15 protein-coding genes are annotated in these 13,228 nt (G+C 58.5%); 11 read left to right on the top strand and 4 right to left on the bottom strand.

From position 1 onward, the window contains the following. Positions 1 to 254: 254 nt before the first annotated feature. The 7 genes from GS620_RS18275 (at position 255) to GS620_RS18245 (ending at position 5,963) form a co-directional block, all read left to right on the top strand. Complete coding sequence (locus GS620_RS18275) at positions 255 to 1,409, top strand: phosphoserine transaminase (RefSeq protein ID WP_171230543.1); 1,155 nt, start codon at positions 255 to 257, stop codon at positions 1,407 to 1,409. A gap of 64 nt (positions 1,410 to 1,473) precedes the next feature. Next, positions 1,474 to 3,069 carry a phosphoglycerate dehydrogenase gene (gene serA, locus GS620_RS18270; RefSeq protein WP_171617349.1) on the top strand — a complete coding sequence of 532 codons (1,596 nt, stop codon included), beginning with the start codon at positions 1,474 to 1,476 and terminating at the stop codon, positions 3,067 to 3,069. 118 nt (positions 3,070 to 3,187) lie between these two features. Beyond that, on the top strand, positions 3,188 to 3,916 hold the full coding sequence (locus GS620_RS18265; protein WP_171617348.1) for a metallophosphoesterase family protein: 729 nt from the start codon (positions 3,188 to 3,190) through the stop codon (positions 3,914 to 3,916). A 36-nt stretch (positions 3,917 to 3,952) separates the two neighbouring features. After that, positions 3,953 to 4,831: a phosphoserine phosphatase SerB gene (gene serB, locus GS620_RS18260; RefSeq protein WP_171617347.1), complete on the top strand. Its 879-nt coding sequence runs from the start codon at positions 3,953 to 3,955 to the stop codon at positions 4,829 to 4,831. Between the two features lie 42 nt (positions 4,832 to 4,873). Beyond that, complete coding sequence (locus GS620_RS18255) at positions 4,874 to 5,203, top strand: helix-turn-helix transcriptional regulator (protein ID WP_171119968.1); 330 nt, start codon at positions 4,874 to 4,876, stop codon at positions 5,201 to 5,203. Further along, positions 5,191 to 5,619 carry an SRPBCC domain-containing protein gene (locus GS620_RS18250; protein WP_171617346.1) on the top strand — a complete coding sequence of 143 codons (429 nt, stop codon included), beginning with the start codon at positions 5,191 to 5,193 and terminating at the stop codon, positions 5,617 to 5,619. The genes GS620_RS18255 and GS620_RS18250 overlap by 13 nt, the downstream gene beginning before the upstream one ends. A gap of 23 nt (positions 5,620 to 5,642) precedes the next feature. Beyond that, positions 5,643 to 5,963, top strand: a complete 321-nt coding sequence (locus tag GS620_RS18245; protein ID WP_171617345.1) for a YciI family protein — start codon at positions 5,643 to 5,645, stop codon at positions 5,961 to 5,963. Between the two features lie 5 nt (positions 5,964 to 5,968). Here the strand turns inward: GS620_RS18245 and GS620_RS18240 are convergent, their stop codons facing one another. Continuing rightward, positions 5,969 to 6,967, bottom strand: a complete 999-nt coding sequence (locus GS620_RS18240; protein ID WP_171617344.1) for an asparaginase — start codon at positions 6,965 to 6,967, stop codon at positions 5,969 to 5,971. 179 nt (positions 6,968 to 7,146) lie between these two features. Between GS620_RS18240 and GS620_RS18235 the strand changes: the two genes are divergently transcribed. The 4 genes from GS620_RS18235 (at position 7,147) to GS620_RS18220 (ending at position 10,204) form a co-directional block, all read left to right on the top strand. After that, complete coding sequence (locus GS620_RS18235; protein ID WP_171617343.1) at positions 7,147 to 7,683, top strand: invasion associated locus B family protein; 537 nt, start codon at positions 7,147 to 7,149, stop codon at positions 7,681 to 7,683. 142 nt (positions 7,684 to 7,825) lie between these two features. Beyond that, positions 7,826 to 7,996, top strand: coding sequence for a hypothetical protein (locus tag GS620_RS18230; RefSeq protein WP_171617342.1), 171 nt, complete (start codon positions 7,826 to 7,828; stop codon positions 7,994 to 7,996). 117 nt (positions 7,997 to 8,113) lie between these two features. Continuing rightward, positions 8,114 to 9,301 (top strand): 23S rRNA (adenine(2503)-C(2))-methyltransferase RlmN, encoded by a 1,188-nt coding sequence (gene rlmN, locus GS620_RS18225; protein ID WP_171617341.1) that lies wholly within the window; start codon positions 8,114 to 8,116, stop codon positions 9,299 to 9,301. A 285-nt stretch (positions 9,302 to 9,586) separates the two neighbouring features. After that, entirely contained in the window at positions 9,587 to 10,204 is a 618-nt protein-coding gene (locus tag GS620_RS18220) for a cytochrome P460 family protein (RefSeq protein WP_171617340.1), read from the top strand. Positions 10,205 to 10,210: 6 nt separating this feature from the next. Here the strand turns inward: GS620_RS18220 and GS620_RS18215 are convergent, their stop codons facing one another. The 3 genes from GS620_RS18215 to GS620_RS18205 form a co-directional block, all read right to left on the bottom strand. Further along, positions 10,211 to 11,872, bottom strand: a complete 1,662-nt coding sequence (locus tag GS620_RS18215; RefSeq protein WP_171617339.1) for a U32 family peptidase — start codon at positions 11,870 to 11,872, stop codon at positions 10,211 to 10,213. A gap of 63 nt (positions 11,873 to 11,935) precedes the next feature. Beyond that, entirely contained in the window at positions 11,936 to 12,274 is a 339-nt protein-coding gene (locus GS620_RS18210) for a hypothetical protein (RefSeq protein WP_171617338.1), read from the bottom strand. Beyond that, positions 12,271 to 13,191: a DnaJ C-terminal domain-containing protein gene (locus GS620_RS18205; protein WP_171119959.1), complete on the bottom strand. Its 921-nt coding sequence runs from the start codon at positions 13,189 to 13,191 to the stop codon at positions 12,271 to 12,273. The genes GS620_RS18210 and GS620_RS18205 overlap by 4 nt, the downstream gene beginning before the upstream one ends. Positions 13,192 to 13,228: the final 37 nt, after the last annotated feature.

Below are 13,228 nucleotides of genomic sequence, written 5' to 3'. Positions count from 1 at the left end.
ACAGAAACCTCGTCTGCACATGCCCCCCAATGGACGCATACGCAGACGCCGCGGAGTAGCATCAAAAACCCCGCCGAGTTTCGGCGGGGTTTTTTCGCCAATCGGAAACTCATGTTCTGATTTGAGCCCTTTTGGGATGTCGTTTTTACCCAGCGAAGCGTCTTTTTCGCTTGCTGCGCGTGCGAAGGGCTCATAGCTCTGTGCGTGGGACACCCCTCCCCAACGAGGGGCGTGTATCTGGAAGGGTAATACAGATGAGCACTCAAAAACCGGCGACGCGGCCGGCCAATCCGCGTTTTTCCTCGGGCCCTTGCGCCAAACCCCCCACATTTGATCTGACCAAACTGGCCGATGCGGCCTTGGGACGCTCGCACCGTGCCGCCGTTGGCAAGGACAAGCTGAAAGCGGCCATCGAAGGCACGCGCGAGGTGCTTGGCATTCCGGCAGATTACAGGATCGGCATTGTTCCCGCCTCGGACACGGGCGCGGTTGAGATGGCTCTTTGGTCGCTATTGGGCGAACGCAAGGTCGAGATGCTGGCGTGGGAAAGCTTTGGGTCCGGTTGGGTGACCGATGTGGTCAAGCAGCTTAAGATCGACGCCGAGGTGAAGACTGCCGATTACGGACAGATCGTGGATCTGGCATCGGTCGATTTCGCCAATGACGTTGTATTTACCTGGAATGGCACCACCTCGGGCGTGCGCGTGCCGAACGGTGATTGGATCGCCGATGATCGTCAGGGTCTGACGATCTGTGATGCGACCTCGGCTGCCTTTGCGATGGACCTGCCCTGGGACAAGCTGGATGTGACCACCTTCAGCTGGCAGAAGGTTCTGGGCGGTGAAGCCGCGCATGGGATGCTGATCCTGTCGCCGCGCGCCGTTGAACGTCTGGAGAGCTACACCCCTGCATGGCCGCTGCCGAAGATTTTCCGCCTGACCAAGGGTGGCAAGCTGATCGAAGGCATCTTCACGGGGGCGACGATCAACACGCCGTCAATGCTGGCGGTTGAGGATTATCTGTTTGCACTGGATTGGGCCCGTTCGGTGGGCGGTCTGAAGGGCCTTATTGCCCGCGCGAACGCCAATGCCGATGCCGTGCATGCGTTCTGCGATCGGAACGACTGGATCGAAAACCTGGCCGAAGACGCTGCGACGCGGTCGAACACATCCGTCTGTCTGAAATTCACCGACGCCCGAATTCAGGACGGCGCAAGCTTTGCCAAGGCTGTGGCCAAACGGCTGGAGTCCGAGAATGTCGCGCTGGACATCGGTGCCTATCGCGACGCGCCTGCGGGCTTGCGGATCTGGTGCGGCGGTACGGTCGAGACCTCGGATATCGAAGCGATGCTGCCTTGGCTGGCATGGGCCTTCGAGGCCGAAATCGCGGCGCAAACAGAAGCCGCCTGATCGCATCCCATCTTCACCGGGCAGCATCGGCCCGGACCTCTCAATACATTCAAGGACCACAAACATGGCTCCCAAAGTACTCGTTTCCGACAAACTCAGCGAAACCGCCGTTCAGATTTTCCGTGATCGCGGCATCGACGTGGATTTCATGCCCGATCTGGGAAAGGACAAGGACAAGTTGGCCGAGGTGATCGGCCAGTATGACGGTCTTGCCATCCGCTCGGCCACCAAGGTCACGCCGACCATTCTGGAAAAAGCCGACAAGCTGAAGGTGATCGGCCGCGCCGGAATCGGCACTGACAATATCGACAAGGAAGCGGCGTCGAAAAAAGGTGTGATCGTGATGAACACGCCATTCGGCAACATGATCACCACTGCCGAACACGCCATTGCGATGATGTTTGCCGTGGCGCGGCAGATCCCCGAGGCCTCGACTTCGACCCATGCGGGCAAGTGGGAAAAGTCCAAATTCATGGGGATCGAGCTGACGAACAAGACGCTCGGCGTCATTGGTGCGGGGAACATCGGTGGCATCGTGTGCGAGCGCGCGCTTGGCCTGAAGATGAAAGTCATCGCCTATGATCCCTATCTGGGCGAAGAGAAAGCCGCCAAGATGGGCGTGGAAAAGGTAGAGCTGGACGAGTTGCTGTCCCGCGCCGACTTCATCACCCTGCACGTGCCGCTGACGGATCAGACCCGCAATATTCTGAGCCGTGAGAACCTTGCCAAAACCAAGAAAGGCGTGCGCATTATCAACTGTGCTAGGGGTGGTCTGGTGGATGAGGAGGCTTTGGCCGAGGCGCTGCAATCCGGTCACGTTGCGGGAGCCGCGTTTGACGTGTTCAGTGAAGAACCCGCCAAGGACAATCCCCTGTTCAATCTGCCCAACGTGGTCTGCACGCCGCATCTTGGTGCAGCAACGACTGAAGCGCAGGAGAATGTGGCGCTGCAAGTGGCCGAGCAGATCTCGAACTATCTTCTGACAGGTGCGGTCGAGAACGCTTTGAACATGCCCAGTGTGACGGCGGAAGAAGCCAAGGTGATGGGGCCGTGGATCAAGCTGGCCGGCCATCTGGGCAGCTTCATCGGCCAGATGACGGATGAGCCGGTCAAGGCGATCAATATCCTGTATGACGGTGTGGCCGCTGAAATGAATCTGGCGGCGTTGAACTGCTCGGTGGTTGCCGGGATCATGAAGAAGTTCAACCCCGAGGTGAACATGGTGTCGGCCCCGGTTGTTGCCAAGGAACGAGGGATCAAGATCTCGACCACCAATCAGGACAAATCGGGTGCATTCGAAGGCTATATCAAAGTCACCGTTGTGACCGACAAGCGCGAGCGTTCCATCGGTGGCACCGTGTTCAGCGACGGCAAACCGCGGTTCATCCAGATCAAGGGCATCAATATCGACGCCGAGGTCGGTGCCCATATGCTCTACACCACCAACGAAGACGTGCCGGGCATCATCGGTGCTTTGGGGCAGACCATGGGTGAGAGCAACGTCAACATCGCGAACTTTACCCTGGGTCGATCCGAGGCCGGCGGTGAAGCGATTGCGTTGCTTTATGTTGACGAACCGGTTCCGGCTGAGGCACGCGCCAAGCTGGCGGAAACGGGTCTGTTCACACAGATCAAGCCGTTGGAGTTTGATGTCACCTGACATGGTCTGTTGAGTTTGAGAAACAGTGCAGGACCCGGATGATCGAATACCCGGGTCCTGTGTTTTCTCAGGCCGTAATATGCGGCACAAGCGAGCTGACCCTACCGTCGGAGGATCTATGACACAGCCTGTCTACGTTATTGGTGATCTGCACGGGCAGGTGGCCGAGCTGGAACGCGCGCTGTCTCGGATCCGGGGCGATGGCGGCCCGGACGCCCAGATCGTGTTTCTGGGTGATTACGTGGATCGCGGCCCTGACAGCCGCGGGCTGATCGAGCGTCTGATTGCCGGGCGCGATGCGGGCCTGAACTGGATCACTCTGCTGGGCAATCATGATCGCATGTTCGCCTGGTTCATGGAGGATACGCCGCGTCACGATCCGCATTTGCTTGTCGGTTATCATTGGCTGCATGAAAGGCTGGGTGGGGTCGAGACCCTGCGCAGTTATGGCTTGGAATTCGAAGGCCAGATTCGTCTGGAAGATCTGCATCAGATGGCGCAGGCGGCGGTGCCGAAATCGCACCTGACCTTTTTGCGAGATCTGGTTCTGATGCATCAGACGCCCGAGCTTGCCTTTGTTCACGCAGGCATTCGCCCGGGCGTGCCGCTCAACGCGCAGCGGGACAACGACCTGGTCTGGATCAGGCAGGACTTTCATGCTCATCGGGGCCCGCATCCCAAGCTGATCGTGCATGGCCATACTCCGGTAGACCGGGCAACGCATTATGGAAATCGCGTCAATCTGGACACAGGTGCCGGATATGGGCGCCCGGTGGGTGTCGCGGTGTTCGAAGGGCAGACCTGCTGGGAATTGACCGATCAGGGGCGTTTGCCTTTGACCCCCTAGATCACCTCGCCCGGCCAAGAAATTTGGAGATTGAATATGTATGTCGCCACTTTGCTGACCAATCCGGCAGCGCCTTCGCTGGACAGCGCATTGCCCGAGTCATTGCGCAATGCGTGGGGTGGCGGGGACATCCTCTGGCTCAACCCGGATGAGGCGGCAGAGTTCGAGTTGAACGCCATCCCCGACAATCGCTGGGACGTTTGGGCAGACCTGCAAGGGATGGGGGTGGACCTGATCGTGCAACCTGCGCAAGGACGGCGCAAACAGATGCTGCTGGCCGATATGGACAGCACGATGATCCAGCAGGAATGTATCGATGAACTGGCGGATGAGGCCGGCGTCGGCGACCGGGTCAAGGACATAACGGCCCGCGCCATGAACGGAGAGCTTGATTTCGAAGGCGCCCTGATCGAGCGGGTTGGTTTGCTGAAAAATCTGGATGAAAGCGTCATCGGCAAAGTTCTGCAGGAACGGATCACCCTGATGCCCGGAGGCAGGGAATTGCTGGCGACGATGCGGGCCAACGGGGCCTATACAGCATTGGTATCCGGTGGCTTTACGGCCTTTACCGCGCGGGTGGCAGAGCTTTTGGGGTTTGATGAAAACCGGGCCAACACTTTGCTGGCGGAAGATGGCAAGCTGACCGGAGACGTCGCGCGTCCTATTCTGGGGCGTCAGGCCAAGGTCGAAGCGCTGGCGCAGATTTCAACGCGTCGGGGTCTGTCGGAAAGTGACGTGATCGCCGTGGGTGACGGGGCCAATGACCTTGGAATGCTTGGCCGGGCCGGGACCGGGGTTGCCCTTCATGCCAAACCGTCGGTGGCCGCACAATGTGATGTGCGGGTGAATCACGGCGACCTGACGGCGCTGCTTTACCTGCAAGGCTATTGCCGCGCCGATTTCGTAGGCGGCTGATCAGGACTATCTTTTATTTAACATTTGTGTTAAATAAGGGGTGTGAATACACTTCTGACCACGTTTTCCGCTTTGTCCGATGCCACCCGGTTCTCGATTGTCGAGCAACTGATGGAGCAGGGCGAACTGCCTGCCGGTGATCTGATCGACGGGCGCGGCATGTCCGGCGCCGCGATTTCGCGCCACCTCAAGGTGTTGCGCGAGGCCGGGTTGGTGCAGCAACGCGTGCAGGGAACCCAGCGCATGTATTCCATCCGATCCGAAGGATTGCGGGCGATTGCCGACTGGACGATTTCCAAGCGGCAATTCTGGGAAGGCAGCCTGGATCGTCTGAGTGAAATAATTGAAAGGGAGAATTCATGGCCGACCTGAAACTGGAACGGGAATTCCCCGTCAGTCCCGAAGAACTGTTTGCATGGATCAGCGATGGTGCCAAGCTGTTGCAATGGTGGGGGCCCGAAGGGATGCACGTGCCGGACCACAACCTGGATTTCTCGCGCACCGGTCCTTGGTACTCGGTGATGGAGAACGGCGAGGGCCAGCAATACAAGGTTTCGGGCCACGTGACGCATGTCGACCCGCCTAAATCGGTGGGTTTTACATGGGGTTGGCATGACGATAAGGATCAACGCGGTGCCGAAAGCCACGTGACCCTTTCCGTTTCCGCAACCGAAAACGGTGCCCGCCTTGTGCTGGACCACCGTGAGCTGGCCGATGCCGAAGCAGCTGCGAACCACACTCAGGGTTGGACGTCTTCGCTGCGCAAACTCGAAGCACTTTGCACTTAGGTTTTTTGTCACGGAGGAGCGATATGCCCAAGTTTCTGTTTGTCTATCACGGGGGTCACACCCCGACCGACCCCGCCGAGATCGAGTCGACCATGGCGGCCTGGGGCGCCTGGTTTCAGGATATGGGCGACGCCCTCGATATCCCCGGAAACCCAGTGGGGCAGTCTTACACCGTCAGCAGCAACGGAGTGGTCGATAACGGCGGCGCAAACCCGGCCTCGGGCTTCACGGTGATCAAGGCTGACAATATCGACGCTGCGACCGAGATGGCCAAGGGCTGTCCGATGGTCGTCAACGGCACAGGCTCGGTTGAAGTGGCCGAAATCCACGAAATCGAGATGTGAGGGTCTTAGTCGGGGAAACCCGTCGCAGGCTTGATCACGCCGCATTCCAGCCCGCGACGGCTATATTGCGTGGCGTTCATGAATTTGCGGGTGGCCGGGTGTTCGGCCTCCAGCACGCCAAGGCTGACAAGAATGGCGGCAATCGCGCATTCACTGGCGCGGGTGGTGCCATCGGTGATCTTCAGCGCAACGCCCATGCGTTTTTCCGGAATGATGGCCACGAACACGGCCTCGGCCCCGGTTTTGATGGCCACACGTCCGTTCATCGCGAGCATCAGTTCGGTGCAGGCCCGGTTCTCACCGGCAACAAGTTCCGGGTGTTTGACCATCGCGGCCACCAGCTGCATCGCTGCATCGCTGGAACGGTCGGACCGGTCTGCGGCTGAAGCAAACCAAGCCATCGAACGTGCCAAACCGAAAAGAGATGTGGCGAAATTCGGGGCGGAACAGCCATCGATGCCGTATGCCGGGCTGGTCTCGCCCGTTGTTTCTTCGACGGCAGACAGGCAGGCTTGTTGCACCGGATGATCAATTTCAAGGTATTCCGGCCCGGCACCCATATGCTGTGCCAGAGTCAGAAAGCCGCAATGTTTGCCTGAACAATTGTTGTGGATCTGGCAAGGCGTGTCGTCCGCCAAAATCAGCCGGTCGCGCGCGGCGGTGTCGGCGGGCTCCTGTGGGCCGCACCGCAGATCGTGCTCGTTCAACCCCAGATGGTCCAGCCACGCCGTCACGCGATCTGTATGGATCGCCGCCCCGTTATGCGAGGCGCAGGCCAACGCGAGGTGTTCGCTGGTCAGCCCGTATTTCGCCGCCGCCCCTGATGTGACCAGCGGAAGCGCTTGAATCATCTTGGCGGATGACCGCGGGTATATGACGGATTGCGGGTCGCCCCAACTGCGCACGATCTGGCCCGTGTCATCGCAAATAACCGCATGACCTAGATGCAGGCTTTCCAGCAGAGAGCCGCGCCAAAGTTCTGTCATGGGTACGGGCTGCGTCATCTGGACCTCCGAAATTTATGCGCAAAATTCTGCCAATCGCCCTTTCGCCTGTGGCGAAATCTGCGTTAGTGTGTGTATGTCGGCAATCATCGGAAGACGCAAACTAATAGACGAACCGGCAGGGTTCGCAGACGTGTCCGATGGGTATGAGGTAAGGGTCGAGCTAGGAGGCTGGACAAATGGGATCAATGCTCGTTCGCATAATAGCGGGCCTGTGTGTGGCAGGCATCGCAGCAACATCTGCAATCGCCCAACAGGCGACAAGCACCAACCGCGTTGCTGCAAAAACGGATTGGAGCGTTTTTGTCGAAGACGATCCCACCGAATGCTGGAGCGTCTCGGCACCCAAGGAAACCGTAAACACCCGCGGAGGACGTGTGGTTTCCGTACGGCGCAGCGATATCCTTCTGTTTGTGTTCTATCGTCCGAATGCCGAGGTGAAAGGCCAATTGACCTTTACTGGCGGCTACCCGTTTGCCGCGGGTTCGACGGTGAACCTGAATGTGGACGGGACCGAGTTCGAACTGTTCACAGAAGGCGAATGGGCCTGGGCCGCATCGGATGCGGATGATGCAAAGATCATCACCGCACTGAAACGCGGAACCGAGGCGGTACTGACCGCCCGGTCCGAGCGCGGGACGCAGACGAAAGACACCTTCTCGCTGCTGGGCTTTACCGCAGCGATTGAAGACGCTGAGAAGCGCTGCACCAACTGATCTTGTCGCGTCGAGTGTTGAAAAGGCCCCGCCTCGTAGCGGGGCTTTTGACGTCTGGTCATCTGCCAGTTTTGATCCGTATCAAAGTTTCGCACTCGGCAATGTGAACTAAGTGGTTCAGCCACCTAGAGAGGACATCGTGATGAAACAGAAAACTTGGATCACTCTGGTTCTTGCCGCATCCGTCGCCGTGCTGAGCGCTTGCGAGAAGACCGCTGATTCCTATCCGATATCGGGCGAGCAATGTGGCCCGGAAGATCCGGTTCAGACCCTGGACGCCAGTGATTGCTACACACCGCCGCCGGTAAACTGATCAAAAAGGCCCGGCATGTGCATCGTGCCGGGCCTGCCAGCTTAGGAAACCTTTTGATCTTTGCACAGGTTCCTATATAGAGGCGCATCCCAAGCCCGATTCCTTTGAGATACGCCAATGTCGCCCAAAGCGCCGATCACCCAAGACGTCATGACCATCCCGCGCAAACTGCCCGACGGGAAGATCAACCTTGTCGGTCTTACGCGCGAGAGGTTGCGCGACACCTTGATTGAACACGGCACGCCCGAGAAACAGGCCAAGATGCGCACCGGCCAGATCTGGCAGTGGATCTATCAATGGGGTGTACGCGATTTTGCCCAGATGACCAATCTCGCCAAAGCCTATCGCGCACAACTGGCCGAGCATTTCGTGATCGAAATCCCCGAAGTGGTGACGCGTCAGGTGTCCGAGGATGGTACCCGAAAGTATCTGTGCCGCATCGCCGGCGGGCATGAGGTCGAGGTGGTCTATATCCCCGAAGAAGATCGCGGAACCCTGTGCATCTCGTCTCAGGTGGGCTGTACGCTGACCTGTTCGTTCTGTCACACCGGAACCCAAAAACTTGTACGAAACCTGACATCAGCAGAAATCGTCGGCCAGATCATGATGGCGCGCGACGATCTTGAAGAATGGCCAACCCCCGGCGCACCCAAGGACGAAACCCGCCTGCTGTCGAACATCGTTCTGATGGGCATGGGCGAGCCGCTTTACAATTTCGAAAACGTGCGCGATGCGATGAAGATCGCCATGGACCCCGAGGGCATTTCTCTGTCGCGCCGGCGGATTACCCTGTCGACCTCGGGCGTGGTGCCCGAGATCGCGCGCACGGCCGAGGAAATCGGGTGCCTGCTGGCGATCTCGTTCCACGCCACCACCGATGAAACCCGCGACGTTCTGGTGCCCATCAACAAACGTTGGAATATCGAGGAACTGCTGACCGCTTTGGCCAGCTATCCCAATGCTTCGAATTCCGAACGGATCACGTTTGAATATGTGATGCTGGATGGTGTGAATGACAGTGACGAAGATGCGCATCGTCTGATCGATCACATCAAGCGACACAACATTCCGGCCAAGATCAACCTGATCCCGTTCAACGAATGGCCCGGCGCACCGTACAAGCGCAGCTCGAACAACCGCATCCGCGCCTTCGCCAACATCATCTATCAGGCCGGCTATGCCTCGCCCATCCGCAAGACACGCGGTGAGGACATCATGGCGGCTTGCGGTCAGTTGAAGTCGGCCACCGAGCGGGCGCGCAAATCACGCAAACAAATCGAGGCCGAAACAGGTCTGAGCCGATAGGGTTTGGTCCATCTGGGCCAGGCTTGATCGGATCGCGCCTTAAGTGTTTTCTGGCTCTGTCTGCACGTCACAATTGTTTTGTTCAAACTTAATGTTTCAGATGCTGAAACCACATGCATAATTTGCTATATTTCTCGTGCCCGTCGCTGAATTTGCCTCTTCAATTCGATGCACAAGCCGGTGAGGTGTCCGGGTCAGAGATGGCGAGTTTTTGCGATTCCGCTAGACTGTTCCAAGTGGTGCAGAAAGCGCTCAGGTGAACTGAATTTCAGGTGGGCCACGATTATGAATGCAAGTTCTTTTTCGATCATCCGTTTTGGTGCCGCTGCGTTTGCTATCGTCTCGGGTTTAGGCTTGGCCTTTGCTGACGGCCAGGACGCTCATATCGCAATCGAAAACCCTGCCGAGTTGAGCAAACAAGAGGCTTTGGAACACTACCGATCCCTCAATCGCCGCATGGCGCGTGGCTACGCCGTGGCGCAACTGGACCTGATCCTCAACTATCAAAGCTGGCCGCTTTTCAACGATGCGCCCTATATTTCGGCAACCCACGGGCAAAGGTATGTGAACAGCTATGCCAATCGCATGGCGCATAACTACGCGACATTGCAGGAAGGTGAAGAACTTCCCATGGGGTCGGTTCTTGCCAAGGACAGCATGACCGTGACGGATGAAGGTCACGTGCATCCCGGTGCCATGTTCGTAATGGAGAAACTGGCAGAAGATGCCAGCCCGGACACGGCGGATTGGCGTTACATCATGGTCTTGCCGGACGGCTCGGTCTTTGGGGACACTATGGGCGACCGCGCCGGTGCCGTGGCCTATTGCCATGTCTGCCATGAACAGGTGGCAGATCGGGACTACACGTTTTACGTGCCGGAAGAGTATCGAACACGCGACTGAGCAGGCTCAGGCTTGTTGTGCGCCCGGCAGTTTCAGTTCCGTCGCCTCGCGGCGGCTGAGTTGTTCGCCCTGCTTGCGCTTTGACAGAACTTCACGGGCCAGCGCGTATTTGTCGTCCTGCCAGAAAATCAAGCAGCCGTTGCAACCTTTGCCACAGCAACCCTCGGTGCCGATGCGGTTGGTTTTGAAACGGCGTTCGTTGCCGTCTTCGCCGATCTTTTCAACCAAGGCGTCGCGACGGCGGGCATAGGCGCCAGGGTTGTCACGGCCCGAGGTTTCCAACCCCTGCACCAGCTTGTCAAAGCGGATGCGGCTCCAGTGTTCGTCGGTCAGGGCGCGTTCCTTGCGCAGAACGGAATAGGCGGGGAACCGGGCGCGCAGATCGTCGATATCCTCGTGGTCGAACAGGGTGAAGGGCAGGCGGATCACTGTTTTGGTGCTGCCATGCACCACGTCCATCCGCGCGCCATCGGATGCACGTTCGAAATCATAGACCCGCAGCAGAACCGTCTCGCGCGAGATGGGCGAGACGAAATCCAGCACATCGCCCGGTTCCAGCTTGTTCTTTACCTCGACCAGAAAGGCATCCTCGGTCACTTCGGTGACGATCCCGGCATATTCCCACTGCGCGATGGACGCCGTGTGCTCGTAATCATGGGCGTAGTTGGTCAGCCGCCCCTCGTGGAAGGCCAGCGTATAACCGCGGTTTCCCACGGTCTCCAACTCGCGCATATAGGGTTTCGGGTCCCAGTTCTGGGGGTCGGCATAGTAATCGTCGATGGCCATGCGATAGGCCCGCGCGACGATGGCGGCGTAGTATTCCGACTTGCCGCGCCCCTCGACCTTGAGGCTGTCGACACCGATCTTCAGGTATTCGTCCAGCTTGGGCAAGATGCACAGATCGCGCGAATTGAGGATGTAGGAACCGCGGTCGTCTTCCTCGATCGGCATCAGATCACCGGGGCGGCAGCCTTCTTCCAGCAGGAATTCGAACAGGTCGGCGTTTTCCTTGGTAATGCGCAACTCCTGATGGGTGCCATCCTTCAGGCGCAGTTTCAGCGCATAGTTCCAGCGGCAGGAATTGGCGCAGTTGCCCTGGTTCGCGCCGCGTTCCGCCATGAAGTTCGACAGCAGGCAACGGCCCGAATAGGTCATGCACATGGCACCATGGACGAAGGCCTCGAGCTTGATGTCGGGGCATTTTTCACGGATCTCCACCAGTTCGGGGTAGGAAACCTCGCGCGCCAGAACCACCAGTTCCGCGCCCTGATCCTGCCAGAACTTCACCGACAGCCACGAACAGATATTGGCCTGGGTCGAGATATGCAGCGGCAGTTCCGGCGCGCGGTCCCGCACGTACTGAAACACGCCGGGGTCGGCGATGATCAACCCGTCCGGCTGCACTTTGCGGACCGTGTCGATATATTCGTCCAGCTTCGGGATGTCCTTGTTGTGCGAGAACAGGTTCAGCGTCAGATAGGCGCGCCGGCCATGGCTGTGGCAGAACTCGACCCCTTCGATCACCTCTTCCAGCGAGAACTCGGATTTTGTGCGCAGCGACATATCGGGCGTGCCCAGATACACCGCATCCGCCCCGTAAAGGACAGCGAGTTTCAGCTTGCGCAGATTGCCCGCAGGCATCAGCAATTCGGATCTGGACTGGGTCATGGCGCCACCTGTCAAAGGATCAAGCCGGCCTTCTAATCCAAATGTTTCGAGTCCAAAACCCCGTTATCTGCGACGGAATCGCGCTTTACCGATGACCTTGACCAGTTGCTGCCGCACAGGTTCGGGTTGCGCCTCGATCGCGTTCAGAACTTCGCGCAGTTCGGCCCGCAGCCCATGCAACTGGTCGATCAGTGAGATCATCATCGACAGTGCATCGGCCTCCATGTCGTACTGTTCGTGCAACTCACAGGCCAGTTCCAGACGGGCGACGTCGATATTTTGATAAACCAGCCCTTGATCCGACTGTTCTGGAATCACGATTTCCGCCGCCAGGTATTCGGTCAGGCGGTCCGAGGTCAGGCGGGTGACCGTTTCGATCAGTTCCTTTTCGGTCAGGGTCATGACGGCATTCCTTTCCGCGGATCGTAGCTGTGTGTTTTGCGCCAGGTCTCCATGAACTGTTTCAGATCGTCATCGATTTTGTTGGGCATCGAGACGGTCAGTTCGATCAACTGATCCCCACGCTCGGACGAGCCGCGTTTTTTGACACCCTTGCCCCGCAATCGCAGGGTTTTACCACTGCTGGTGCCCGCCGGTACGCTGACATTCACGCCGCCATCAATCGTAGGGGCGGGGACTTTGCCGCCCAGAATCGCCTCATCAATGCTGATGGGCAGCGTGATGTGGATGTCGTCGCCCTGACGATCAAACACCGGATGACTGGCGACCGAAACAGTTACCAGAGCGTCGCCAGGAGGGCCTTCGCCATATCCCGGGGCCCCTTTGCCCCGCAGGCGGATGGTTTGGCCGTCGGTAATACCTGCAGGGATTTTGACTTCGATCCGGTCGCCGTCTGGCAAGGTCAGTTTCTGGCTGGCACCGAACACGGCATCCAGAAAGCTGATCTGCAGCGAATAGTTCAGGTTGTGCCCCGGCGCGTGAAACTCATGGCCGCGCTGGCCGCCAAAACCGCCACGGCCCCTCATGAACTCGGCGAAGATGTCGGACATGTCGTCCGGGTCTGCCTGACGTCCGCGATAGGGGTTTCCAGCGGCTTCAGCATATTCACGGTAGTACTGTTGTTGCGGACGTTCCTGCCCCGAGGCGTCGATCTCACCATTGTCATACCGGGCACGGGTTTCCGGGTCTTTCAGCAGATCGTATGCGGCGGCGGCGGCTTTGAACTTTGCCTCAGCCTCGGCATCGCCGGGCTTCAGGTCCGGATGGCATTCCTTGGCGATGCGCCGATAGGCTTTCTTGATATCGGCGGCGCTGGCGTCTTTGGCCACGCCAAGAACGGAATAGGGATCGTCGCTCATCTCACACTCATGGCTCAGGGACAGGTCTGATCTTGAT

The sequence above is a fragment of the Ruegeria sp. HKCCD6428 genome, assembly GCF_013110595.1.
Classification (GTDB): Bacteria; Pseudomonadota; Alphaproteobacteria; order Rhodobacterales; family Rhodobacteraceae; genus Ruegeria.
This window is presented reverse-complemented; position numbering and strand designations above follow the sequence as displayed.

Excerpts from the sequence above, each read along its gene's own strand:
- GS620_RS18275 (WP_171230543.1), top strand. The coding sequence starts at position 255 with ATGAGCACTCAAAAACCGGCGACGCGGCCGGCCAATCCGCGTTTTTCC.
- serA (WP_171617349.1), top strand. The coding sequence starts at position 1,474 with ATGGCTCCCAAAGTACTCGTTTCCGACAAACTCAGCGAAACCGCCGTT.
- GS620_RS18265 (WP_171617348.1), top strand. The coding sequence starts at position 3,188 with ATGACACAGCCTGTCTACGTTATTGGTGATCTGCACGGGCAGGTGGCC.
- serB (WP_171617347.1), top strand. The coding sequence starts at position 3,953 with ATGTATGTCGCCACTTTGCTGACCAATCCGGCAGCGCCTTCGCTGGAC.
- GS620_RS18250 (WP_171617346.1), top strand. The coding sequence starts at position 5,191 with ATGGCCGACCTGAAACTGGAACGGGAATTCCCCGTCAGTCCCGAAGAA.
- GS620_RS18245 (WP_171617345.1), top strand. The coding sequence starts at position 5,643 with ATGCCCAAGTTTCTGTTTGTCTATCACGGGGGTCACACCCCGACCGAC.
- GS620_RS18240 (WP_171617344.1), bottom strand. The coding sequence starts at position 6,967 with ATGACGCAGCCCGTACCCATGACAGAACTTTGGCGCGGCTCTCTGCTG.
- GS620_RS18235 (WP_171617343.1), top strand. The coding sequence starts at position 7,147 with ATGGGATCAATGCTCGTTCGCATAATAGCGGGCCTGTGTGTGGCAGGC.
- GS620_RS18230 (WP_171617342.1), top strand. The coding sequence starts at position 7,826 with ATGAAACAGAAAACTTGGATCACTCTGGTTCTTGCCGCATCCGTCGCC.
- rlmN (WP_171617341.1), top strand. The coding sequence starts at position 8,114 with ATGTCGCCCAAAGCGCCGATCACCCAAGACGTCATGACCATCCCGCGC.
- GS620_RS18220 (WP_171617340.1), top strand. The coding sequence starts at position 9,587 with ATGAATGCAAGTTCTTTTTCGATCATCCGTTTTGGTGCCGCTGCGTTT.
- GS620_RS18215 (WP_171617339.1), bottom strand. The coding sequence starts at position 11,872 with ATGACCCAGTCCAGATCCGAATTGCTGATGCCTGCGGGCAATCTGCGC.
- GS620_RS18210 (WP_171617338.1), bottom strand. The coding sequence starts at position 12,274 with ATGACCCTGACCGAAAAGGAACTGATCGAAACGGTCACCCGCCTGACC.
- GS620_RS18205 (WP_171119959.1), bottom strand. The coding sequence starts at position 13,191 with ATGAGCGACGATCCCTATTCCGTTCTTGGCGTGGCCAAAGACGCCAGC.